The sequence below is a fragment of the Comamonas aquatica genome, assembly GCF_018064205.1.
Lineage (GTDB): Bacteria > Pseudomonadota > Gammaproteobacteria > Burkholderiales > Burkholderiaceae_C > Comamonas > Comamonas aquatica.
In genome coordinates this window covers 206,889-228,814 of sequence record NZ_CP072916.1, presented here as the reverse complement: position 1 = coordinate 228,814, position 21,926 = coordinate 206,889, and the positions used below count along the sequence as shown (strand labels likewise).

Annotated in this window: 24 protein-coding genes and 1 tRNA gene; 15 read left to right on the top strand and 10 right to left on the bottom strand. The window is 65.1% G+C overall.

All coding sequences use genetic code 11. The annotated features are described in order from the left end of the window. Positions 1-112 precede the first annotated feature (112 nt). Genes KAQ61_RS01055 through KAQ61_RS01040 form a run of 4 tightly spaced genes read right to left on the bottom strand, consistent with a single transcriptional unit; the run spans position 113 to position 1,112 of the window. Positions 113-337 carry a major capsid protein gene (locus KAQ61_RS01055; protein WP_210930215.1) on the bottom strand — a complete coding sequence of 75 codons (225 nt, stop codon included), beginning with the start codon at positions 335-337 and terminating at the stop codon, positions 113-115. A 1-nt stretch (position 338) separates the two neighbouring features. Beyond that, positions 339-539 (bottom strand): hypothetical protein, encoded by a 201-nt coding sequence (locus tag KAQ61_RS01050; RefSeq protein ID WP_210930214.1) that lies wholly within the window; start codon positions 537-539, stop codon positions 339-341. After that, positions 532-789 (bottom strand): hypothetical protein, encoded by a 258-nt coding sequence (locus tag KAQ61_RS01045; protein ID WP_210930213.1) that lies wholly within the window; start codon positions 787-789, stop codon positions 532-534. The genes KAQ61_RS01050 and KAQ61_RS01045 overlap by 8 nt, the downstream gene beginning before the upstream one ends. Then, a complete protein-coding gene (locus KAQ61_RS01040; protein ID WP_210930212.1) occupies positions 789-1,112 on the bottom strand; it encodes a hypothetical protein in 324 nt (107 codons plus the stop codon). The genes KAQ61_RS01045 and KAQ61_RS01040 overlap by 1 nt, the downstream gene beginning before the upstream one ends. A 405-nt stretch (positions 1,113-1,517) precedes the next feature. Here KAQ61_RS01040 and KAQ61_RS01035 point away from each other — a divergent pair, with 405 nt between their 5' ends. From KAQ61_RS01035 to rapZ, 3 genes are read left to right on the top strand one after another with little or no spacing between them, the layout of a single operon-like run. Further along, a complete protein-coding gene (locus tag KAQ61_RS01035; RefSeq protein WP_042416851.1) occupies positions 1,518-2,420 on the top strand; it encodes an NAD kinase in 903 nt (300 codons plus the stop codon). 2 nt (positions 2,421-2,422) lie between these two features. Beyond that, positions 2,423-4,081, top strand: a complete 1,659-nt coding sequence (gene recN / locus KAQ61_RS01030) for a DNA repair protein RecN (protein ID WP_210930211.1) — start codon at positions 2,423-2,425, stop codon at positions 4,079-4,081. Positions 4,082-4,106: 25 nt separating this feature from the next. Continuing rightward, positions 4,107-5,027 (top strand): RNase adapter RapZ, encoded by a 921-nt coding sequence (rapZ, locus tag KAQ61_RS01025; RefSeq protein WP_210930210.1) that lies wholly within the window; start codon positions 4,107-4,109, stop codon positions 5,025-5,027. A gap of 155 nt (positions 5,028-5,182) precedes the next feature. Here rapZ and mutY read toward each other — a convergent pair whose 3' ends face one another. The 3 genes from mutY to mutM all read right to left on the bottom strand — a co-directional run bounded on the left by mutY (position 5,183) and on the right by mutM (position 9,190). Beyond that, a complete protein-coding gene (gene mutY, locus KAQ61_RS01020) occupies positions 5,183-6,268 on the bottom strand; it encodes an A/G-specific adenine glycosylase (protein WP_210930209.1) in 1,086 nt (361 codons plus the stop codon). Positions 6,269-6,315: 47 nt separating this feature from the next. Beyond that, positions 6,316-8,277 carry a dynamin family protein gene (locus tag KAQ61_RS01015; RefSeq protein WP_210930208.1) on the bottom strand — a complete coding sequence of 654 codons (1,962 nt, stop codon included), beginning with the start codon at positions 8,275-8,277 and terminating at the stop codon, positions 6,316-6,318. A 91-nt stretch (positions 8,278-8,368) separates the two neighbouring features. Then, positions 8,369-9,190, bottom strand: a complete 822-nt coding sequence (gene mutM / locus KAQ61_RS01010; protein WP_210930207.1) for a bifunctional DNA-formamidopyrimidine glycosylase/DNA-(apurinic or apyrimidinic site) lyase — start codon at positions 9,188-9,190, stop codon at positions 8,369-8,371. 108 nt (positions 9,191-9,298) lie between these two features. Between mutM and KAQ61_RS01005 the strand changes: the two genes are divergently transcribed. The 7 genes from KAQ61_RS01005 to pth all read left to right on the top strand — a co-directional run bounded on the left by KAQ61_RS01005 (position 9,299) and on the right by pth (position 15,074). Next, positions 9,299-10,999 carry a tetratricopeptide repeat protein gene (locus KAQ61_RS01005; RefSeq protein ID WP_244982954.1) on the top strand — a complete coding sequence of 567 codons (1,701 nt, stop codon included), beginning with the start codon at positions 9,299-9,301 and terminating at the stop codon, positions 10,997-10,999. Positions 11,000-11,013: 14 nt separating this feature from the next. Next, a complete protein-coding gene (locus KAQ61_RS01000; RefSeq protein ID WP_210930206.1) occupies positions 11,014-11,535 on the top strand; it encodes an outer membrane lipoprotein LolB in 522 nt (173 codons plus the stop codon). A 47-nt stretch (positions 11,536-11,582) separates the two neighbouring features. Then, entirely contained in the window at positions 11,583-12,443 is an 861-nt protein-coding gene (gene ispE / locus KAQ61_RS00995) for a 4-(cytidine 5'-diphospho)-2-C-methyl-D-erythritol kinase (RefSeq protein ID WP_210930205.1), read from the top strand. A 43-nt stretch (positions 12,444-12,486) separates the two neighbouring features. Next, positions 12,487-12,563, top strand: a tRNA-Gln gene (locus tag KAQ61_RS00990). Positions 12,564-12,605: 42 nt separating this feature from the next. Beyond that, entirely contained in the window at positions 12,606-13,565 is a 960-nt protein-coding gene (locus tag KAQ61_RS00985) for a ribose-phosphate pyrophosphokinase (protein ID WP_042416873.1), read from the top strand. A 129-nt stretch (positions 13,566-13,694) separates the two neighbouring features. Next, positions 13,695-14,312, top strand: coding sequence for a 50S ribosomal protein L25/general stress protein Ctc (locus KAQ61_RS00980; RefSeq protein WP_210930204.1), 618 nt, complete (start codon positions 13,695-13,697; stop codon positions 14,310-14,312). Positions 14,313-14,432: 120 nt separating this feature from the next. After that, positions 14,433-15,074: an aminoacyl-tRNA hydrolase gene (gene pth, locus KAQ61_RS00975; protein WP_210930203.1), complete on the top strand. Its 642-nt coding sequence runs from the start codon at positions 14,433-14,435 to the stop codon at positions 15,072-15,074. Positions 15,075-15,137: 63 nt separating this feature from the next. On the opposite strand, the gene KAQ61_RS00970 is transcribed toward pth, so the two are convergent. Beyond that, positions 15,138-15,398 carry a YfhL family 4Fe-4S dicluster ferredoxin gene (locus tag KAQ61_RS00970; RefSeq protein ID WP_210930202.1) on the bottom strand — a complete coding sequence of 87 codons (261 nt, stop codon included), beginning with the start codon at positions 15,396-15,398 and terminating at the stop codon, positions 15,138-15,140. Between the two features lie 188 nt (positions 15,399-15,586). Here KAQ61_RS00970 and KAQ61_RS00965 point away from each other — a divergent pair, with 188 nt between their 5' ends. The 5 genes from KAQ61_RS00965 to KAQ61_RS00945 all read left to right on the top strand — a co-directional run bounded on the left by KAQ61_RS00965 (position 15,587) and on the right by KAQ61_RS00945 (position 20,887). Continuing rightward, on the top strand, positions 15,587-16,549 hold the full coding sequence (locus KAQ61_RS00965; protein WP_210930201.1) for an ABC transporter permease: 963 nt from the start codon (positions 15,587-15,589) through the stop codon (positions 16,547-16,549). Further along, positions 16,546-17,394 carry an ABC transporter permease gene (locus KAQ61_RS00960; RefSeq protein ID WP_210930200.1) on the top strand — a complete coding sequence of 283 codons (849 nt, stop codon included), beginning with the start codon at positions 16,546-16,548 and terminating at the stop codon, positions 17,392-17,394. Before KAQ61_RS00965 ends, KAQ61_RS00960 begins: the two co-directional genes overlap by 4 nt. An 8-nt stretch (positions 17,395-17,402) precedes the next feature. Continuing rightward, entirely contained in the window at positions 17,403-18,446 is a 1,044-nt protein-coding gene (locus KAQ61_RS00955; RefSeq protein ID WP_210930199.1) for an ABC transporter ATP-binding protein, read from the top strand. Next, positions 18,443-19,306 carry an ATP-binding cassette domain-containing protein gene (locus KAQ61_RS00950; RefSeq protein ID WP_210930198.1) on the top strand — a complete coding sequence of 288 codons (864 nt, stop codon included), beginning with the start codon at positions 18,443-18,445 and terminating at the stop codon, positions 19,304-19,306. The genes KAQ61_RS00955 and KAQ61_RS00950 overlap by 4 nt, the downstream gene beginning before the upstream one ends. A gap of 81 nt (positions 19,307-19,387) precedes the next feature. Beyond that, positions 19,388-20,887, top strand: a complete 1,500-nt coding sequence (locus tag KAQ61_RS00945) for an ABC transporter substrate-binding protein (RefSeq protein ID WP_210930197.1) — start codon at positions 19,388-19,390, stop codon at positions 20,885-20,887. Between the two features lie 96 nt (positions 20,888-20,983). Here KAQ61_RS00945 and KAQ61_RS00940 read toward each other — a convergent pair whose 3' ends face one another. Together KAQ61_RS00940 and KAQ61_RS00935 are read right to left on the bottom strand one after the other, a co-directional pair. Continuing rightward, positions 20,984-21,634 carry a LysE family translocator gene (locus KAQ61_RS00940; protein ID WP_210930196.1) on the bottom strand — a complete coding sequence of 217 codons (651 nt, stop codon included), beginning with the start codon at positions 21,632-21,634 and terminating at the stop codon, positions 20,984-20,986. A 71-nt stretch (positions 21,635-21,705) separates the two neighbouring features. Beyond that, positions 21,706-21,921 carry a hypothetical protein gene (locus tag KAQ61_RS00935; protein WP_210932010.1) on the bottom strand — a complete coding sequence of 72 codons (216 nt, stop codon included), beginning with the start codon at positions 21,919-21,921 and terminating at the stop codon, positions 21,706-21,708. Positions 21,922-21,926: the final 5 nt, after the last annotated feature.

The window sequence follows — 21,926 nt, the reverse complement described above, 5'->3', positions numbered from 1 at the left end:
TACAGCGATCAAAAGAAATAGACCCATGACGACCCCCTTTTGAATACCCACCAGGCGATGGGCATTCAAAAAGGCAAGAGCCGAAGCCCTTGCCACGCTGACAAAACAGAGATCAGCGCAGGGCGGAACGCACCCAGCGGAAAGCAGCAACAGCAACCACGATCAGCAGCACAGCGCCACCGATCAGGCCGATGGGGCCAGCTTGAGCGCCGATGTCAGTCACCACATCGGCAACGTCAACAGCAGCGGCATGGGCAGAAGTAGCCACAGCAGAACCCACGGCAGCAGCCACGGGAGCCAGAACACGCGCAGAGCGCAGGATTGCGAACTTGTTCATATCAATCACCTTCGTTGGAAGAATCACCAGTTTTGATGGTGCGGATCAGCATCCGAATACCGAAGCCAACCGCCCAAACGGCAGCAATTGCCCATGCAATCTGCGCCGCATCTGCTGTACTGATGGAAAACAGCGGATTCGTGAATTCATGCTGCACGGTGACCGTGCAGGCTTGTGCGCACTGAATGACTTGTTCAGCCATGGCGCAGCTTGCGCAGCTCACGGCGGGCAGTCATCGCAGCAGTGAGGTGCAGACGGCGACTCATGCGCAAATCACGCACACGAGCGCCAGGGCCACGGACGGCCTTTACCAGACCGCCCAACAGCAGATCGAGTAGCTGTGCGAGCAATGGGACCGCCACGACTCCGACCAGAGCGCCGAGGAAAGCCGCAAAAATGACCAACTGTGCAAACTGCACGAGCTGGTCAGGGGTCAAGGATTCAATAAACATCACGCCCCCTTGACGCCGGAGGCAGGTGCAGGCTTGTAGGGGGTCAGATCGAGCAGGACGGGCTGAATCACACGATCCTTGTCTACGCGCATGCCGTAGACAGGACGGAAATAACCAGCGCCGACTTGTCCCAGAAGATGCTGGGGGACACGGATGATGCCGACTTGCAGGGGGTTGCCAGCATCATCGAGACAGACGCATTCAAGCTGCTGCGCCTTGTATTCACGGTTTTCGTACTTCTTATCGACCACATCGCCAGGGACGACAACTTGAATGACGGAGGGGAGGGGCTTTGCGTGGGCTTGAGAGACAGGGGTAGACATAGTTGGAACTCCGATGAGTGGGGTAAAAATATGTACACATACTGAGTACACGACCACACCTTACAATGACCTCAACATGAGAGCAAGAAAAGCCCTCATGTTGAGTACAGTTTTACAACGGAGGTCCTATGAATACGCTTGAATTGCTAGCAAAAGCAGAGCAGATAAAGCCAATCCCAGAATGGGTCCGAGAGTTAAAACTCTCCAGAAATGCGCTTAACAACGCACGAAGCAGAGGACACCTAAGCCCAGCAATCGCAGGATCAATAGCCGAACGACTGGGTGAGGACGTAGACAGGTGGATAGTTATCGCAGCGATAGAGAGCGAAAAAGACAGTGCATGCAAAGAACGCATGCTGAAAAGACTCAAAAGGATGACATCACTTTAATGATGTAATTTCCTTTATGACGTCCAAGTTTCGCCACGTTGCCTTGGTTGGGAAATACCAAGCCTCCACCGCCTCCGACGCTTCCACGGCGCAGTCCCGTGAGGTCTTGCAGGACATTGCCGATTTTTTGCAGACGCAGGGCTGTGAAGTCATCGTGGAGGCGGAAACCGCCGCGCACACCGGCCTGCACCAGCGCCTGCCCAGCATGGATGTGGATGGCCTGGGCCGGCATTGCGACGTGGGCATTGTGGTGGGCGGCGATGGCACCATGCTGGGTATCGGCCGCCACCTGGCCCGGTACGGCACCCCGCTGATCGGCATCAACCAGGGGCGCCTGGGCTTCATCACCGACATTGCGCTGGACGACTACCAGCATGTGCTGCAGCCCATGCTGCACGGCCAGTACGAGGAGGATGCCCGCCCGCTGATGCACGCGCGCGTGGTGCGCAACGAGCAGTGCGTGTTCGAGGCCCTGGCCATGAACGACGTGGTGGTCAACCGCGGCGGCACCTCGGGCATGGTGGAACTGCGCGTGGAAGTCGATGGGCGCTTTCTGTCCAACCAGCGCGCCGACGGCCTGATCGTCGCCACGCCCACCGGCTCCACGGCCTACACCCTGTCCGTCGGCGGTCCGCTGATGCACCCATCCATCCCGGCCTGGTTAATGGCGCCGATTGCGCCACACACCCTGTCCAACCGCCCCATCGTGCTGTCCGACCAGACGGAAGTGATGATGGAAGTGGTCGGCGGCCGCGATGTCAGCGCGAATTTCGACATGCAGTCGCTGGCATCGCTGCTGCACGGCGACCGCATCTACGTGCGCCGCTCGGCCTACAGCGTGCACTTTCTGCACCCCGTGGGCTGGAACTACTTTTCCACGCTGCGCAAGAAGCTGGGCTGGAACGAAGGGGGCTATTGAACATGGCGCTCAAGCGGATTGCACTGCGCGACTTCGTCATCGTGCAGCAGCTCGACCTGGATCTGCACACCGGATTCACCGTGCTGACGGGCGAGACCGGCGCCGGCAAATCGATCCTGATCGACGCCTTGCAACTGGTGCTGGGCAGCCGCGCCGACACCGGCGTGGTGCGTGAGGGCGCCAGCCAGGCCGACATCAGCGCCGAATTCGACTGCCCCGCCCACCTGCAGCTGTGGCTGGAGGAAGGCGGCTTTGCCCAAGAAGACAGCCTGCTGCTGCGCCGCGTGATCGACACCCAGGGCCGCAGTCGCGCCTGGATCAACGGTGCGCCCGCCACTGCCACGCAGCTGCGCGGCCTGGGCGAGGCCCTGCTGGACATCCATGGCCAGCATGCCTGGCAAAGCCTGACGCGGGCCGACGCGGTGCGCGAGCTGCTGGATGCCTACGCCTGCGTCAGCACCCAGGCCCTGCGCCAGCACTGGATGGTCTGGCGCGCCGCCGCCAAGGATCTGGAGCATGCGATCGCTGCCCAGGACACCGTGCAGCGCGAGCGCGAGCGCCTGCAGTGGCAGATCGGCGAGCTGGACAAGCTCAGCCCCGGCGCCGACGAATGGGACGAGCTGAACACCCAGCACACGCGCCTGTCCCATGCCCAGGCATTGCTGGAGACGGCGCAGGGCGCACTGTTCCTGCTGGAAGATGACGAGGCCGGTATCAGCGGACCACTGGGGCGTGCACAGGACATGCTGCAGGACAAGGAGCACCTGGAGCCCGAGTTCCAGGCGATCGCCGATGTGCTGGCCTCCAGCCTGGCACAGATCAACGATGCCCAGCACTCGCTGCAGATCTATCTGCGCCGCACCGAGCTGGACCCCGACAAGCTGGCCGAGCTGGACGAGCGCCTGTCGCTGTGGATGCAGCTGGCGCGCCGCTACAAGCGCACCCCCGAGGAGCTGCCCGGCCTGCTGCAGTCCTGGCGCGACGAACTGCGCCAGCTGGATGCGGTGGTCGACATCGGCCGCCTGCGCCAGGCCGAGCAACGCGCCCACGAGGCCTACCAGGCCGCCGCCCGCGAGCTGTCGCAGCAGCGCGCCAAGGCCGCGCCCAAGCTGTCGCGCGCCATCACCCAGGCCATGCAGGGCCTGGGCATGCAGGGTGGCAAATTCGAGGTGCAGCTGGACAAGCTGACCGAGCCCAGCCCCCACGGCGTGGACAGCGTGCAGTTCCTGGTGGCCGGCCACCCGGGCGCCACGCCCAAGCCGATCGGCAAAGTGGCCTCGGGCGGCGAACTGTCCCGCCTGTCGCTGGCGATTGCCGTCACCACCAGCCAGCTGGGCCAGGCCGGCACGCTGATTTTTGACGAGGTGGATTCCGGCGTCGGCGGCGCCGTGGCCGAAACCGTGGGCAAGCTGATGCGCGCCCTGGGGCGCGACCGCCAGGTGCTGGCCGTCACCCACCTGCCCCAGGTGGCCGCTTGCGCCGACCACCACTACGTGGTCGCCAAGAAGCGCGACAAGGGCGGCACCAGCAGCTCGGTCACGCCCACCGATGCCACGCAGCGCGAGCGCGAAATTGCGCGCATGCTGGGCGGGGAGAAGATCTCCGACACCACCATGGCCCACGCCCGCGAGATGCTGCTGCAGGCTGCCCACACCCCCTAACCCCTCGATCACGCAAAGGCAGGCTATGACGGATTTGGAAATTGTGCTGATCACCGGCATGTCGGGTTCCGGCAAGTCGGTCGCACTCCACGCCCTGGAAGACGCGGGCTACTACTGCGTGGACAACCTGCCGCCCGAGCTGCTGGCCGACTTTGTGCGCCTGCAGCACGTGCACCATGGCCATCGCGTGGCGATCGCCATCGACGCCCGCAGCGCCGCGGGCCTGCCCGATCTACCGCGCGAGCTGGAGAAGCTGCAGCGCCTCAAGGCCTCGGGCGTGCACCTGCACGTGCTGTTCCTGGACGCCTCCACCAGCACCCTGGTGCGCCGCTTCTCCGAGACCCGGCGCCGCCACCCGCTGTCCCAGTCCAAGCTGCCCGACGGCCGCCAGGCCCTGGTTCAGATCATCGAGCAGGAGCGCGAGCTGCTGGGCGACCTGCGCGAGTACGCCCATGTGATCGACACCAGCAACATCCGCGGCTCGCAGCTGCAAAGCTACGTCAAGGCCTTGATCCAGGCGCCCGCCAACCAGATGACGCTGGTGTTCCAGTCGTTCGGCTTCAAGCACGGCATCCCGGTCGATGCCGACTATGTCTTCGACGTGCGCATGCTGCCCAACCCCTATTACGACCTGGAGCTGCGCCCCCTGACCGGCATGGACGAGCCGGTGCAGCGCTTTCTGCGCCAGCAGCCCGACGCGGCGGCGATGCAGACGCACATCGCCCAGTTCCTGGACCACTGGCTGCCGGCCCTCAACGCCAACCACCGCAGCTACGTCACCGTGGCCATTGGCTGTACCGGCGGCCAACACCGTTCCGTCTACCTGGTGGAACAACTGGCCCAGCGCTACCAGGCGAAATGGACCACGCTGCGCCGCCACCGCGAAATGGACAGCCGCGGCCCGGCCGCAGCCGCTCCGCTGCCCGAGGCGCCACAGCTTCTCTGAGCAAAAAAAAGAGAGCTACTCGCGCCGGCTTCGCAAGCAGTTCAAATACTTTTGTATTTGAATGCCTTTAAAAACAAGCGCCAACAGCTCCTTTTTTCATACCCCTGCACCGCCCCTGCCACGGCGCAGGCGCAGGCACAGTCGGCCGCTTCAAGCTAACCGGCGGCAATGGCCTCCACCAGCTTGCGCACAGGCGCCGGCAGGCCTTGCTGCAACCAGTCCGCCGCGGACTGCCACTGCCCGGCGCCCAGCTCCGCAGAGTCCAGGGGCAGGCGGCCCTCGGCCAGCTCCACCACCACCGGGTGCAGGAACAGGTCACGGTGCGTCAGCACATGCAGCTGCGCCGGCCAGTCCTCGCGCTGGGCCACGCGCAGGGCCAGGGTGTCCAGGCCGGCCTCCAGCGCCGGGGCACTGGCAAACACCGGCGGGCTGAACAGCCCGGCCCAGATGCCGGTCTCCCCACCCTGGACAGGGCGGCGCTGCAGCCACAGCTGCCCTTGCGGATCGCGTAGCACCAGCAGCCACCAGGACTGGGTGCTGCGCCGCGTCTTGCGGGTCTTGACCGGGTAGGCCTGCGGCGCGCCCTGCTGTGCGGCGCGGCAATGCGGCTGCAACGGGCACACCAGGCAGGACGGGTTGCGCGGCAGGCACACGGTGGCGCCCAGGTCCATCAGGCCCTGGGTGTAGCGCGGCATGCTGCTGGTCAGCTCCTGCGTCGGCAGCAGGTCTTCGGCCAGGGTCCACAAGGCCTTTTCGTTGCGGCTGCTGGACAGGTCTTCGCCATAGGCCAGCACCCGGGTCAGCACCCGTTTGACGTTGGCATCCAGGATGGCCACGCGCTCGCCAAAGCAGAACGAGGCGATCGCCGCCGCCGTGGACCGGCCGATGCCCGGCAGCGTGGCCAGCACGGCCGCGCTGCGCGGGAAGGCCCCGCCATGCAGTTGCACCACCGCCTGGGCGCAGGCATGCAGGTTGCGCGCCCGGGTGTAGTAGCCCAGGCCGCTCCACAGCGCCATCACATCGTCCTGCGGCGCAGCCGCCAGGCTGGCGACGTCCGGGAAACGCTGCAAGAAGCGTTCGTAGTAGCCCAGCACCGTGCTGACCTGGGTCTGCTGCAACATGATTTCGGACAGCCAGACGCGGTACGGGTCACGGGTCTGTTGCCAGGGCAGGTGGTTGCGGCCATGGCTGGCCTGCCAGCGGACAACGTCCGTGGCGATAGGAGGGAGAAGGGGATTCAAGGGAAAGCAACAGGTCAGAGAACGAAAGCCACAGGGCGCACGCAGCCTCAGACACCGGCGGCCGGGGCATCGGTCAGTACGGCCTCAGGCTCGGGCGGTTGCAGCAGTTGCTGCATCCACTGCGCCAACCGCTGCTCCAGCGCGGTGAGTTGCTGCTCTGCCGACTCGATCTCGGCAATGCGCTCCATCAGGCCGCTGGCCGCTTCGCTGATGCGGTCCACCGCCTCGATGCGGCGGGCAAAGCTGCGTTTGCGCTCCTTCAATTGTGCATCCAGCTGCGAGGTGGCGCTTTTGCTCCACAAATCCAGGTCATTCGCTGCGGACTCGAACAGGGTGCGCAGCCGCATGCCCAGGGCCTTGACCATGCGCTGGCCAAACAGCGGGTTCGCCAGCTTGAGCGCATGACCAAATCCCAGGTACTGCAGGTAGCTCTCTTCGATCTGTGCCAGCTCGCGGTCGAAGTCGTGCAGCTGCAAGTCACCAGGCAGTTGCAGGGAGAAGCCAAACTCCGTGTTCAGTTCTTTGAACGTGGCGCTGAGCATGGTCTGGATTTCGCCGGCGGCGGCCTTGGCCTGTTGCCCCAGGCCACGCAGGCTCTCGAACGTGGCCGCATAGACCTTGCGCACCCCCAGCTTCAGCCCGGAATGCTCCAGTGCCCCGGCCAGTTGCTCCAGCTCGCGCCGCAGCGAGGTCGCGCCCAGCAGCTGGAAGGCCTGGTTCATGAGCTTGAGGTGCACCGTGCGCACCGCCAGAATCTTGGCACTGCTGTCCTCGAACGTGCGCTGCTCCTGCTGGATGCGCTGGCGCATGCTCTGGATCACCGTGGCATTCTTGCCGCGCAGGCTGCGCAGCTCTAGCATCTGCTCGTCCAGGTCACGGCGGCGGATCTGGATGGCGCGCTGCACCTGGGCCTGCAGCTGGGTCACGCCCGCCCCCACAACGTTGCGCAGGATGCTCTGGCGGTGCGCCAGGATGCCCTGCGCCAGCAGGTCCTCGAACAAGGGCAGGCCGCTGCGCTGCAGCAGTGCGGCATTGCTCTCGATCTTGGCCATCAGGCCTTTCTGCGCCGACAGCGGCAGGATGCGCGCCGGATCGATGCCCAGAATCTGCGCACTCTGCGCACGCTGGCGGTTCAGCTGGGCCTGCACTTCCGTGCCGGAATCCAGACTGCCCCACAGGGTGTCGATCTTGTTCAGCACCACCAGGTGGGCATCGCCCTCGCGGTGGCAGGGCAGCAGGTGCTCGCGCCAGATGGCCAGGTCCGACTTGGTCACACCCGCATCGGCCGCCAGCAGGAACACCACGGCATGGGCCTGGGCGATCAGGTTGACGGTCAGCTCCGGCTCGGTGCCCACGGCATTCAGGCCCGGTGTGTCGACGATCACCAGCCCCTGCTTGAGCAACGGGTGGGCCATGTTCAACAGGGCGTGGCGCCATTTGGGAATCTCGACCAGCCCCTGCTCATCGGGCACGGGGTTGTCGGCCCCCGCCTCATCGCTCCAAAAGCCCAGGGTCCTGGCCTCTTCCACCGGCACCTTGCACACCTGCGCCACATGCGCCAGGGTGCTGGCCAACTGGTCCGGGTCGTGCACGTCCATGGGCAACTGCACCCAGGTCGAGGGCCGGCTGCGCCATTCCGCCAGGCTGTAAGGCTGCGCCCGGGTCTCCACCGGCAGCAGTCGCAGGCAGGGGGGCAAGGCCGGGTCGTAGCCCAGCTCGGTCGGGCACATGGTGGTACGCCCCGGCGTGGCCGGCATGATGCGCCGGCCATAGTGGGCAAAGAACACGGCGTTGATCAGCTCGGACTTGCCACGCGAGAACTCTGCCACAAAGGCCACACAGACCTTGTCACCGCGCAGCAGATGCTCCAGGCGCAGCAGGTGGTCCTGCACGGCGGCATCCAGCAGGTCCTGGGCCGCCAGCCAATCCCGGAAACCGGCCATCTGAGCGGCAAACCCCTTGCGCCATTGGCCAAAACGATCAAATTGCTCGCCGAATGAAAGGCCCACGATCATCCCCTCTCGCAACGTCTGTGTGCTGCCTGCATGCAATATACCTGCAGGCTGCCTGCGGGGAGCCCGGTGAATGTGACCCTTTTGCCTAGGATTTCTGGCAGTGCGGGCAATAGAACGTGCTGCGCTGCCCTTGGCGCAACAAGGCAATCGGCCTGCCACACTGCACACAGGGCTGGCCTTCCCGGCCATAAACCTTGGCTTGCAACTGGAAGTGTCCCGGCAGCCCATCCGCGTTCGAGAAATCACGCAGCGTGGTGCCGCCGCGCTCGACCGCCAGGGCCAGGATGTCACGAATCGCCTGGAACAAACGGCGGGCCTTGACGGCGCTAATGGCCTGCGCCGGCGTGGTGGGTGCAATCCGGCTGGCAAACAACACCTCGGAGGCATAGATATTGCCCACGCCCACCACCAGCTTGCCCCCCAGCAGCAAGGGCTTGATGGGCGTGCGGCTGCGCGCCAGCCCATCCCGGAACGACTCCCAGCGGAAGTGGTGCGCATCCAGCGGCTCCATGCCCAGCCCGTCGAGCAGCTTGCGCGCCACCGGATCGTCGTCGCCGTCCGTGGCGATCACGGCGCCGAAACGCCGCGGATCGTGCAGGCGTAACGTGCCCCGGTCGGTTTGCATGTCGAAGTGCTCGTGCGGCCCCAGTGCGGCGGGCAGCTGGGTGGCGAACCGCAGGCTGCCGGACATGCCCAGGTGCACCATCAGCATGCCGCGGTCCAGATCGATCAACAGATACTTGCCGCGCCGGCGCACCTGCTGCACACGGGCCCCCACCAGGCTGGACGGTGCACGCCCCAGCGGCCAGCGCAGGGGTTTGCCCAGGGTCACCGACAGCACCTGGGCACCGGCGATTTGCGACGCGAAGCTGCGGCGCGTGACTTCAACCTCAGGAAGTTCTGGCATCTGTCGAATTCATTCACAGGGGGGAAATGCTTGGATTATTATGGGTTGATGGTTCTCACACTCCGCACTTGGCACTTGGCCCTGATCCCTGCCCTTGTTCTTGGAACAGTGCCGGCTCACGCTCAAGGAAAATCCTCCCCCGCGCCGCAGCCCGACCAGCCATCGGCGTCAGACCTGGCCGCGGCCTTGGATGCGGAGCTGTTCTATGAACTGCTGGTCGGAGAGATGTCGGCCTCCCAGGGCGATGCCACCAATGCGATTGCGCTGTTTATGGATGCGGCCCGCCAGACCCAGTCGCCACAGCTGTACCAGCGGGCCGCCGAGCTGGCCCTGCAATCCCGCTCGGGTCAGCGTGCGCTGATCGTTGCCAACGAGTGGTACAAGGCCTTTCCGCAGTCGCGCGACGCCAACCGCTACATGCTCCAGATTTTGCTGATGCTCAATCGCGTCTCCGAATCCCAGGAGTACCTGGCCCGCGAAGTCGCCTGGACCCCCGCAGCCTCCAAACCCGCCACTTATCTGGCGATTGCCCAGCTGTACAGCCGTGCCAGCGACAAGGCCATGGCAGCCAGCGTGGTCGAGCAGGCGCTGCAGCCCGATGTAAAGGACCCCGCCCTGGGGTCTGCAGCCTGGGCCACGATTGGCCATCTGCGCCTGGTGGCCGGCCAGAAGGACCTGGCACTGCAGGCTCTGGAACAGGCCTATGACCTCGGCCCACGCAATGGCGCCACGGCACTGCTGGCGCTGGAACTGCTCGAAACCGGCAGCCTGTCCGTCGAGCCAATGGTCCAGGATTACATGCAGCACCAGCCCGCACCGACCATACAGATGGCGTATGTGCGCGTGCTCATGGAGCAGCAGCGCCTGGAAGACGCGCAAAAGCAGCTGACGCCCCTGCTCAAGGCACAGCCCGACATGACCGATGCCTGGATGGCCCAGGCCAGCCTGCATGCCCAGCGCGCGGCCTGGCCGCAGGCGCAGCAGGCGCTGCAACGCCTGGAAAGCCTGTTGCTCCAGATCCCGAACGAAGCGCCGCGCACGCATGCACTCACCCAGGCCTATGTGCTGGGCGGGCGCATTTCCCTGCAGCAAAAAGACTACCCCCAGGCGCTGGCATGGCTGGACAAGGTGCCGGAAGAGGCTCAAACGCTGACGGTGCAAGGCCTCAAGGCCCAGGCCCTGGCCAAACAGGGCAAGCTGGCCCAGGGCCGCGCCTTGATCCGTGCCGTTCCCGCGAATGGCGATGAACAGGAAATGCAAAAACGCCGGGCTGAAGTGACTCTGCTGCGGGACAATGGTGCGCCCCAGGAAGCCTATCTGCTGCAGCGCACCCTGTATGAGCAATCCCCCAGGAACGCTGACATCGCCTACGAAACCGCGATCCTGGCTGAGCGTGCCGGCAAGCTGGAGGTGATGGAGAAGATCCTGCTCGACCTGATCGCGCAGCACCCCGACCACTACCACGCCTACAACGCGCTGGGCTACTCCTGGGCCGACCGCGGCATTCGACTGCCGGAAGCCCGCAAGCTGATTGAAACCGCCCTGTCGCACGCCCCCGAGGACCCCTTCATCACCGACAGCCTGGCGTGGCTGGAGTTCCGTGCCGGCAACCACGCGCAGGCACTGGCGCTGCTGGAAAAGGCCTACGCAGTGCGTGACGATGTGGAGATTGCCGCCCACCTGGGCGAAGTGCTCTGGACCCTGGGCCAGCACAACCGTGCACGCACCATCTGGCGCCAGGCGCAACGGCGCGATGCCGACAACGAAACCTTGCGCGCCACCTTGGAACGCCTGCAAGTCACGCCCTGATGCCGCGCCCCACCATGTCCGTTCTTTCCCATTTCCTGGCAAGGCGCGCCCGCATGCTGGCCTTGGGCGCCATGTTGGTGCTCGCAGGCTGCAGCACCCCGCCGCCACCCGCCGTATCCAGTGGGCAGCAACAAGCCTGGGCAGGCCGCATGGGCCTGCAGGTGCACGACCCACTGGCTCCGGAGCGCTCCTTCAGCGCCTCTTTCCATCTGCAAGGCACGCCAGACAACGGCAGGTTGGACATTTTCAACCCCCTGGGCTCGCAGATCGCCAAGCTGGAGTGGCAACCGGGTGGTGCGTCCCTGCAGCAAGGGGACCGCATCACCGAATCCACGTCGCTGCAAGAGCTGCTGGAGCGCAGCCTGGGTACCCCCCTGCCTCTGGAGGCACTGTTCGGCTGGTTGCGCGGCCTCCAGACCAGCGCACCAGGCTGGCAGGTGGACCTCAGCCGCTATGCACAAGGCCGCATCACGGCGCAGCGCCTGAGCCCGCCCCCCACAGCCACCTTGCAACTGCTGCTGCAAGCACCCGAATAAGCCAAGAGGCAGGCCCTCTTTCGCGACACTTTTCTGCGCCACTCTCCATGCACACCTTTTATGACGTGCCGGCCCCCGCCAAACTGAACCTGTTCCTGCACATCACGGGACGCAGGGCCGATGGCTACCACCTGCTGCAGTCGGTATTCATGCTCATCGACTGGCAAGATCGTTTGCATTTCGAGCGCACGCACAGTGCCCAGATCTCCCGCCAGGACCTGAACCCCGAGGCCCCACCACTTCCGGCCGACGACCTGTGCACCCGCGCCGCCCAGGCGCTGCAAACCGCCACAGGCTGCACCCAGGGTGTGCGGATTGCGATCGACAAGCACATACCGGCCCAGGCAGGGATGGGTGGGGGATCGTCGGATGCGGCCAGCACACTGGTGGCCCTCAATCGCCTGTGGAACCTGCAGCTCTCGCGCACCGAACTGGCACGGATTGGTGAACGCCTGGGCGCCGATGTGCCGTTTTTCATCCATGGACAGAATGCCTGGGTGGAAGGCATTGGCGAACACATCGCACCACTCACCGGTGCCGCACAACTGCCCGCCAGCGATTTCATCGTGATCAAACCCCAAGCCGGTTTGGATACGCAAGGCATCTTCACTGCGCCCAATCTGACGCGCGACACAAAGCGTGCTAGAATCGAAGACTTTGCTGCAGATCACTACGGTTTTGGCCATAACGACTTGCAGCCCGTCGCTGAAGCCTTGTGCCCCGACGTGAGAAAAGCACGACAGCTGCTGGAATCACTAGGATTGCATGCTACAATGACTGGCTCAGGAAGTGCAGTGTTTGCACAAACCAGCAAAGCCATTGAAATGCAAGACGCACCGTGCGGATGGCAAATCAAACTTTGCAAGAATCTGGAAAAACATCCTTTGTTTCACTGGATACCAGAGTAGTCAAGCTACCGGTTGGTTGTTATCAACGACAATTGACCTGTGTAGGGGAGTCGCCAAGTTGGTTAAGGCACCGGATTTTGATTCCGGCATGCGAGGGTTCGAGTCCTTCCTCCCCTGCCAAATATCTTCATGCGTTCAAGCAAACCCAATACTGGGAAGCTCATGCAATCCAACAATTCTGAATTCGTGGTTTTTACGGGCAATGCCAACCGTGGCATGGCCGAAGAAATCGCCAAGCATCTCGGCACGTCCCTGGGCGCGGCCGATGTTGGTCGTTTTTCCGACGGTGAAGTCACCGTAGAAATCAAGCAAAACGTTCGTACCCGCGACGTCTTCGTGGTGCAGCCCACCTGCGCCCCCACCAACGACAACCTGATGGAGTTGCTGGTGATGGTCGATGCGCTGAAGCGTGCCTCGGCACAAAGCATCTGCGCCGTCATCCCCTACTTTGGCTACGCCCGCCAGGACCGCCGCGTGCGCTCCACGCGTGTGGCCATCACGGCCAAGGTCGTGGCCAACATGCTGCAAGCAGCTGGTGTCAACCGCGTGCTGACCATGGACTTGCACGCGGACCAGATCCAGGGTTTCTTCGACATTCCCGTCGACAACATCTACGCCTCGCCCGTGCTCCTGGGTGACCTGAACCAGAAGAAGTACGACGATCTGATCGTGGTCTCTCCGGACGTGGGTGGCGTGGTGCGTGCCCGCGCACTGGCCAAGCAACTGGGTTGCGATCTGGCGATCATCGACAAGCGCCGCCCCAAGGCCAATGTGTCCGAAGTGATGCACGTGATTGGCGACATCGATGGCCGCAACTGCGTCATCATGGACGACATGATCGACACCGCCGGCACCCTGGTGAAGGCTGCCGAAGTGCTGAAGGAACGCGGTGCGAAGAATGTGTATGCCTATTGCACACACCCCATCTTCTCCGGCCCTGCGATCCAGCGCATCACCGAAGGCTCGGCGCTCGACGAAGTCGTGGTGACCAACACCATTCCTCTGAGTGCAGCCGCCCAGGCGTGCAGCAAGATCCGCCAACTGTCCGTGGCTCCGCTGTTTGCGGAAACCATCCAGCGCATCTCCACCGGTGACTCGGTGAGCAGCCTGTTCCAGGACTAAAGTTTTTCCTTCGGGATCCGTGACAGCCTCCTTCGGGAGGCTTGCGTTTTCCGGAGTTTCTTCCAAAGCCTGTGCTTTGGTCATCAACCGAGTGGGACTGGTCGCGGTCCACTCACATTGGAGTTAGTTATGCAAATCGCTGCAACATCGCGCAATCTGCAAGGTACGGGTGCGAGCCGCCGCCTGCGTATTTCCGGCAACACCCCTGGCATCCTGTTCGGTGCTGGTCAGGACGCACAAAAGATCGAAATCGATCACAACACCCTGTTCCACGCTCTGAAGAAGGAAGCTTTCCACACTTCGGTCCTGGATCTGGACCTGGACGGTCAAGTCGTGAAGGCCGTGCTGCGCGACGTGCAGTACCACCCCTTCAAGCCCGCGATCCTGCACGTGGACTTCCAGCGCGTGGACGAAAACACCAAGGTCGAATCCAAGGTGGCCCTGCGTTACGAAGGCGCTGAGCAATCGCCCGCCGTGACCGTGGAAAACGGCACCGTGACCCCCCTGATCACCGAAGTGTCCGTGCTGGCTACGCCCGCCAAGACCCCCGAGTTCATCACTGTGGACCTGTCCAAGCTGACCTCGAAGATCATCCCCGGTCTGCAAACCGTGAAGGCGCCTGCTGGCGTGAAGATCATTGCCCGCGGTTCCAACAAGAACCCCGTGCTGGTCGCTGTGAAGCTGCCCGAAGCTGCCGTGGCAGCACCTGTGGCCACAGCCGCTCCCGCCAAGAAGGGCAAGAAGTAATTCTTGCGCTTGGCGCCGGACAGTCCCTACGGACTGCCCCCCAACAATGGCCCGCCCTGTGCGGGCCATTTGTTTTGCACGGCCGCGCGGCACACGCGGCCCTGATTGGATAATCCGCACATGATCAAACTGTTTGTGGGCCTGGGCAATCCGGGGCCGGAATACGAAGACACACGCCACAACGCCGGGTTCTGGTGGATTGACGGGCTGGCGCGGGAACTCAAGGTGCACCTGCAGCCCGAACGCAGCTACTGGGGGCTGGCGGCCCGCGCCAACGTCCAGGGGCAGACGGTGTGGCTGCTGCAGCCGCAGACCTTCATGAACCTGTCGGGCAAGTCGGTGGCGGCCCTGGCGCGCTTTTTCAAGATCAAGCCCGAAGAGGTGCTGGTGGTGCACGACGAGCTGGATTTCGAGCCCGGCCAGATCAAGCTCAAGCAAGGCGGCAGCCACGGCGGCCACAACGGCCTGCGCGACATCCACGCCCAGCTGGGCAGCCCCGACTACTGGCGCCTGCGCGTCGGCATCGGCCACCCGGGGCAAAAGGGCGAGGTCTCGGGCTGGGTCCTGCGCAAGCCGCCCCAGGACCAGTGGCAGGCCATCCACGAGCAACTGGACCGCAGCCTCAAGGCCTGGCCCCTGCTGGTGGCCGGCGAGATGGACAAAGCCATCGCCCAGATCAACACCAACAAGCCACCGCGTCCCAAGCCACCGCGCAAACCGGCGCCCGACGACGCGGCCGGTGCGCCAGCGATCAAGGAATAAAAAAATAGCTGCTGACGCTTGACTGGTAAGCATCAGCAGCCAGTTTGACTGATATTTTCTGGGTCAGATTTTCTGCGCTTGCGCCTGCAGGCTCTCGAACTTCTGCAGCAGACTGTCGCGGCTTTCAACAAACTCCGGGTTGACCGGAATGCAGGAGACCGGGCAGACCTGCATGCACTGTGGCTCGTCAAAGTGGCCAACGCATTCGGTGCACTTGTGCGGGTCGATCTCATAGATCAACTCGCCCATGAAGATGGCATCGTTGGGGCACTCAGGCTCGCAGACATCGCAATTGATGCACTCTTCCGTGATCATCAGTGCCATGGCACGCCTCCTGGGCACAGTTCGGCCCGCACGGCGGCCCAGGGGTCGGGGGGGGTCAACTCAGGCAACATGCACCGATTATCCCGCGCCTGTCCCCAGTGCCGTGCAGGGGGTCACTACGTCCATGCTTTGCACTGTGGGATTTGCCGCTATGCTCGGGGCCCGCGCCCCTCGCCTGCCTTGCCTTCATGAGTGTTTTCCTCGCCAAACGCCTGCTCACGCTGATTGCCACCCTGCTCGGGGCATCGGTCGTGGTGTTTGCCGTGCTTGAGGTCTTGCCGGGCAACGCCGCCCAGGTGCTGATGGGCCCCGATGCCGATCCCGAGGCCGTGGCCGCCATGGCCGAGCAACTGGGCCTGCACCAGCCCGCGCTGCAGCGCTACGCCCACTGGGTGCTGGGCTTTTTCACCGGCGACCTGGGCAACAGCTATGCCTATGGCTCGCCCGTGTGGGAGCTGGTGGGGGAGCGCCTGGCGCTGACCCTGCCGCTGGCCATCCTGGCCATGGCCCTGACCACTGTGCTGGCCTTGCTGGCGGGTGTGTATGCCGCCTCGCAGCACAACAAGCTGGGCGACATCGGCACCATGGGTCTTGCACAGCTGGGCATTGCCATCCCCAACTTCTGGTTTGCCATCCTGCTGATTCTGCTGTTTTCCGTGAAGCTGCAGTGGTTCTCGGCCGGCGGGTTTCCCGGCTGGAGCGCCGAGATGGGCGGCGGCTTGTGGCCCGCGCTGCAAGCCCTGCTGCTGCCTGCCATCGCCCTGGCTGTGGTGCAGGCCGCGATCCTGGCCCGCATCACACGCTCGGCCGTGCTGGAGGTGCTGCGCGAAGACTTTGTGCGCACCGCGCGCGCCAAGGGCCTGAGCCAGCGCGCCGTGCTCTGGGGCCATGTGCTGCGCAATGCCATGATTCCGGTGGTCACCGTCATGGGGCTGCAGTTTGCCAACCTGCTGGCCGGCACCATCGTGGTGGAGAACGTGTTCTACCTGCCCGGCCTGGGCCGGCTGATCTTCCAGTCCATCGCCAACCGCGACCTGATCGTGGTGCGCAACTGCGTGATGCTGCTGGCTGCCATGGTCATCGTGGTCAACTTTGTGGTGGACGTGCTGTACGCGGCCATCGATCCGCGTGTGAAGGCCAGCGACCTATGAGCGCCACCGCCGCCTGGCCACAGCGCGCGCTGCGCCATCCCAGCCTGGTGGTGGGCGCCGCGCTGACGCTGGCCCTGATCGCCACCGCCCTGCTGTCCTTCGTCTGGACACCGTGGAGCCCCTATGAGATGAACCTGGACGCCAAGCTGCTGGCGCCCAGCGCCCGGTTCTGGATGGGCACCGACGCCTTTGGCCGCGATGTGCTGTCGCAGATCATGGTCGGGGCCCGCAGCTCGATCGCCGTGGGCCTGGTGGCCGTGGGCATCGGCCTGGTCTGTGGCGTGGCCCTGGGTCTGCTGGCTTCGGCCCTGCGTGGCTGGACCGAAGAGCTCATCATGCGCCTGTCGGACTTCACCTTCGCCTTCCCCGCCATCCTGTCGGCCATCATGATGACGGCGGTGTTTGGCCCAGGCATGGTCAACGCCATCGTCGCCATCGGCATCTTCAACATTCCCACCTTCGCGCGCATCACCCGGGCCTCGGCGAACGCCATCTGGGCGCGCGAATACGTGCTGGCGGCGCGCGCCTGCGGCAAGCACCGCCTGAGCATCACCGTGCAGCATGTGCTGCCCAACATCCTGGGTGTGCTGGTGGTGCAGGCCACCATCCAGTTCGCCCTGGCCATCCTGGCCGAGGCAGCCCTGTCCTACCTGGGACTGGGCACCCAACCGCCGCAGCCGTCCTGGGGGCGCATGCTCAGCGACGCCCAGACCCTGATGTTCCAGGCGCCGCTGCTGGCCGTCTTTCCCGGCGCAGCGATTGCCCTGGCCGTGCTGGGCCTGAACCTGCTGGGCGATGGCCTGTGCGACCTGCTGGACCCGCGCCTGTCCCGCCAGCGCCAGTGAGCCCCGCCATGCCCTTGCTTGAAGTCACCGGCCTCAACCTCTTTCTGCGCAGCTCCGGCCGCAGCGTGCAGGCGCTGCGCCACCTCTCGTTCAAGCTGGAGCGCGGCGGCGCCCTGGGCCTGATCGGGGAGTCCGGCAGCGGCAAATCGCTGACCGCCATGACGCTGATGGGCCTGCAGCCCCAGCAGGCCAGCGTGACCGGCAGCCTGCAGTGGGAAGGCCAGGAACTGCTGGGCAGCACCGAGCGCCAGTGGCAGGCGCTGCGCGGCAACCGCATGGCCATGGTGTTCCAGGAACCCATGACCGCCCTCAACCCGGTGCACACCATCGGCCGCCAGGTGGCGGAACCCATGGTGCGCCACCTGGGCCTGGCACCGCGCGAAGCCCTGAAGGCCGCCACCGGCCTGCTGGAGCGCGTGGGCATCCCCGAGCCCTCGGTGCGCGTGCACGACTACCCGCACCAGTTCTCTGGCGGCCAGCGCCAGCGCATCACGATCGCCATGGCCCTGGCCTGCCAGCCGGACCTGCTGATCGCCGACGAACCCACCACGGCCCTGGACGTGACGGTGCAGCAGCAGATCCTGGACCTGATCAACGACCTGGTGGCCGAGCGCGACATGGCGCTGCTCCTGATTTCGCACGACCTGGGCGTGATCTCGCAGAACGTGGACGACATGCTGGTCATGTACGGCGGGCAGATCGTCGAAAGCGGGCCCACGGCGGCCATCTTCCGCCACATGGCCCACCCCTACACCCGCGGGCTGATGGCGGCCCGCCCGCGCCTGGATGCCGCGCGCCAGCCCAGTGGCCAGCCGTATGCGCTGTTCACCATCGCCGGCAACGTGCCCGCCCTGCCCGATCTGCCGCGCGGCTGCACCTTTGCCGGCCGCTGCCCGTTCACCGAAGCCCGCTGCTTCGAGGAGCGCCCGCAGCGGGTGGGCATTCCCAGCTTCCAGCCGCAGGAGGCCGAATACAGCAGCCTGGGCGTGCACCAGGTGCGCTGCCTGCGCCCAGAAGCCATGCGCCCCGGCAACACGGAGGCCTGGCAATGACCCCCGACAACCTGCGCCCGCCGCTGCTGCAGCTGCAGGGCGTCAGCAAGACCTACCGCCTGCCGCGGCGCCAGCTGTGGCAGCCCGCCCCCCTGGTGCAGGCCCTGCACGGCGTGGATGTGACGGTGTACAGCGGGCGCAATGTCGGCATCGTCGGCGAGTCCGGCTGTGGCAAATCCACGCTGGCGCGCCTGGCGATGGCGCTGGACACCCCCAGCAGCGGCCAGGTGCTGTTTGAAGGCCAGGACCTGCACCGCCTGCCCCGCCCGGCCCTGCGCGCACTGCGGCGTGACTTCCAGATGGTGTTCCAGGACCCCTACAGCTCGCTGGACCCGCGCATGACCGTGGCGCGGATCGTGGCCGAACCCCTGAGCGCCCAGGCCGGCACCAGCCGCCTGGAGCAGCGCGAACGGGCCGCCGAGGTGCTGGCCCAGGTGGGCCTGCACCCGCACGACCTGGACAAGTACCCACATGAATTCTCGGGCGGCCAGCGCCAGCGGGTTGCGATTGCCCGGGCCCTGATCACGCGGCCCAAGCTCATCGTCGCCGACGAACCGCTCAGCGCGCTGGATGTCTCCATCCAGGCGCAGGTGCTGAACCTGCTGCTGGACCTGCAGCAGCGCTTTGGCATGACCTACCTGCTCATCAGCCACGACCTGGCCGTGGTCAACCACCTGTGCGATGAAGTGCTGGTCATGCAGCAAGGCCAGGTGGTCGAGCGCGGCACGCCCCACCAGCTGTTCACGCAGGCGCGCCACCCCTACACCCAGACCCTGGTGAACGCCGTGCCCCAGATTGCCCCGGGCCGCGCGCGGGCCCTGCGCCAGTTACGGGCCAAAGCCCCGTCCAACTTGGTGTAAAAACGCGCATTGCTTGGCCGGCCACCCCGGCACGCCAGCTTGTTGACCCGATACCCAGAAGCCCCCCGGAGACCCGCCACCATGATCCACCGCCGCAGTTTGCTTGCCTCTGGCGCGCTTGCCAGCCTGACCACGCTCATGCCCCTGGGCAGTTGGGCGCAGGCCAAGAAAGACACGGTGACGCTGGCGCTGGCGCTGGAGCCGCCGGTGCTCGACCCCACGGCCAGCGCCTCCTCGTCGATCGCCGAGATCACGCAGTACAACATCTACGAGACCCTCACCAAGATCAACCCCGACGGCAGTGTCTCGCCCCTGCTGGCCGAAAGCTGGGAGGTCTCGCCCGACCTCAAGACCTACACCTTCCGCCTGCGCAAGGGCGTGCGCTTCCACAACGGCGAAGTCTTCGACGCGCTGGCCGTGAAGTTCTCGTTCGAGCGCGCCGGCGGCGAAAAGAGCACCAACAAGGACAAGCGCAGCTTCACCAACCTGCAGGTGCGGGTGATCGATCCACACACGGTCGAGCTGGTCACCGAGGACATCGACCCCGACTTCCTGTTCGTGCTGGGCCAAGGCACCTCCATCATCGTCGAGCCCAAAAGCGCCCCCACCAACGCCACCAAGCCTGTGGGCACAGGCCCCTACCGCCTGGGCATGTGGCAAAAGGGCGCCTCCATCACCCTGGTGGCCTGGCCGCAGTACCGCGATGCGGCCAAGATCCGCATCCGCCGCGCCACCTTCCGCTTCATCCCCGATGCAGCCGCCCAGGTCGCCGCCCTGCTGGCCGGCGATGTCGACGCCTTCCCGCGCGCCACACCGCGCAGCGTGCCCCAGTTCGAGAAGGACGGGCGCTTCCAGGTCCTGGTCAGCGGCTCGCGCGCCAAGACCATCCTGGCCATCAACAACGGCCGCAAGCCGCTCAACGATGTGCGCGTGCGCAAGGCGATTGCAGCCGCCCTGGACCGCAAGGCCATCATCGAAGGCGCCGCCGAGGGCTATGGCGTGCCGATTGGCAGCCACTACGTGCCCGGTGCCTTTGGCTATGTGGACACCACCGGCATCAACCCGCACAACCTCGACAAGGCCAAGGCCCTGCTGGTCGAGGCCGGCGTGAAGCTGCCGCTGAAGCTGAACATGACGCTGCCCCCCGCACCGTACGCGCGCCAGGGCGGTGAAATCATTGCCGCCCAGCTGGCCAAGGTGGGCATCGAGGTCAAGCTGCAGAACGTGGAATGGGCGCAGTGGCTGTCCGGCACCTACGGCAACAAGCAGTACGACCTGACCATGATCAGCCACGTCGAGCCCTTCGACCTGGGCAACTTCGCCAAGCCCGACTACTACTGGGCCTACGACTCGCAGGCCTTCCGCGACCTGTTCGACAAGATCAAGCACACGCCCAAGCCCACGGACCGCGCGCGCCTGCTGGGCGAGGCCCAACGCCTGCTGGCCAACGACGCGGTGCATGGCTTCCTGTACCAGCCGCAGTGGGTGACGATTGCCAACAAGCACCTGCGCGGGCTGTGGAAGGACATGCCGATCTTCGTCAACGATCTGTCGGTGATGTACTGGTCGGAGAAATCCTGATCACCAGCAACCATAGCGCCTGGCGCTGATGGAACAAGGGCTTCAGAGCAAAAACACTCTGAAGCCCTTTGTCTATAAGCGCAAAGCGCTCCGCTTTTATTTCTCCACCGTCGCCAGGCGCACGGCCAGACCCAGGAAGACCACGCCGGTCAGGCGGTTCAGCCACCACTGCGCGCGGGCCGAGCCCATCAGCACCTGGCCGAAGACGCCGGAAAAACACGCCACGGCCGCGAACACCGGAAACGCCGCCAGCACAAACACCCCACCCAGCACCAGCAACTGCAGCGCCACGCTGCCGCGCGCCGGGTCGGCGAACTGCGGCAAAAAGGCCAGGAAGAAGATCAGCACCTTGGGGTTGGTCAGGTTCATCACCACCCCGCGCCCGACCAGGCGCCAGGCCTGGGCCGCATCCAGGCGGTCGGCGCGCGCCGTCTGCGCCTGCGGCAGCGCGGACCGCTGCGCCGGGGCCCGCAAGGCCCCCCAGGCCAGGTACGCCAGGTAGGCGGCGCCGCACCATTTCAACAGTGTGAAGGCCAGGGACGATGCGGCCAGCACCGCCGCCAGGCCCAGTGCCACGGCCAGCGTGTGGCCCAGCACGCCCAGGCACAGGCCCAGCACCACGCACAGGCCCACGCGCCAGCCGCGCTGCACCGACTGCACCAGCACAAACAGGTTGTCCGGTCCCGGGCTGAGCGACAGCAGCAAGGCTGCACCATAGAAAGCCACCAATGTTTCCCAAGCAGGCATGTGTCAGGCGCCGTGTGACGCTTCGCAAAAAATGCCATTGTGCAGGCGCCGCGGGCGCGCCACAACCGGCGTCAGCGCGGGGGCACCGGACGCTGCGGGTGGCACTGGGGGTTGTTGAAGGGCCCCTCCGCCTGCGTCCAGCCCTGGCGCGGCATGAACTGCGCACACACACGCTGGCCGTCGACCTTGCTGGTCCACCAGTACCAGGGCGCCGGCGCGGCACGCGCGCCCTCCAAGGTCATCCACAGCAGCAGTGCGCCACTGCAACTCACAACATATCGCAGCATGCGGG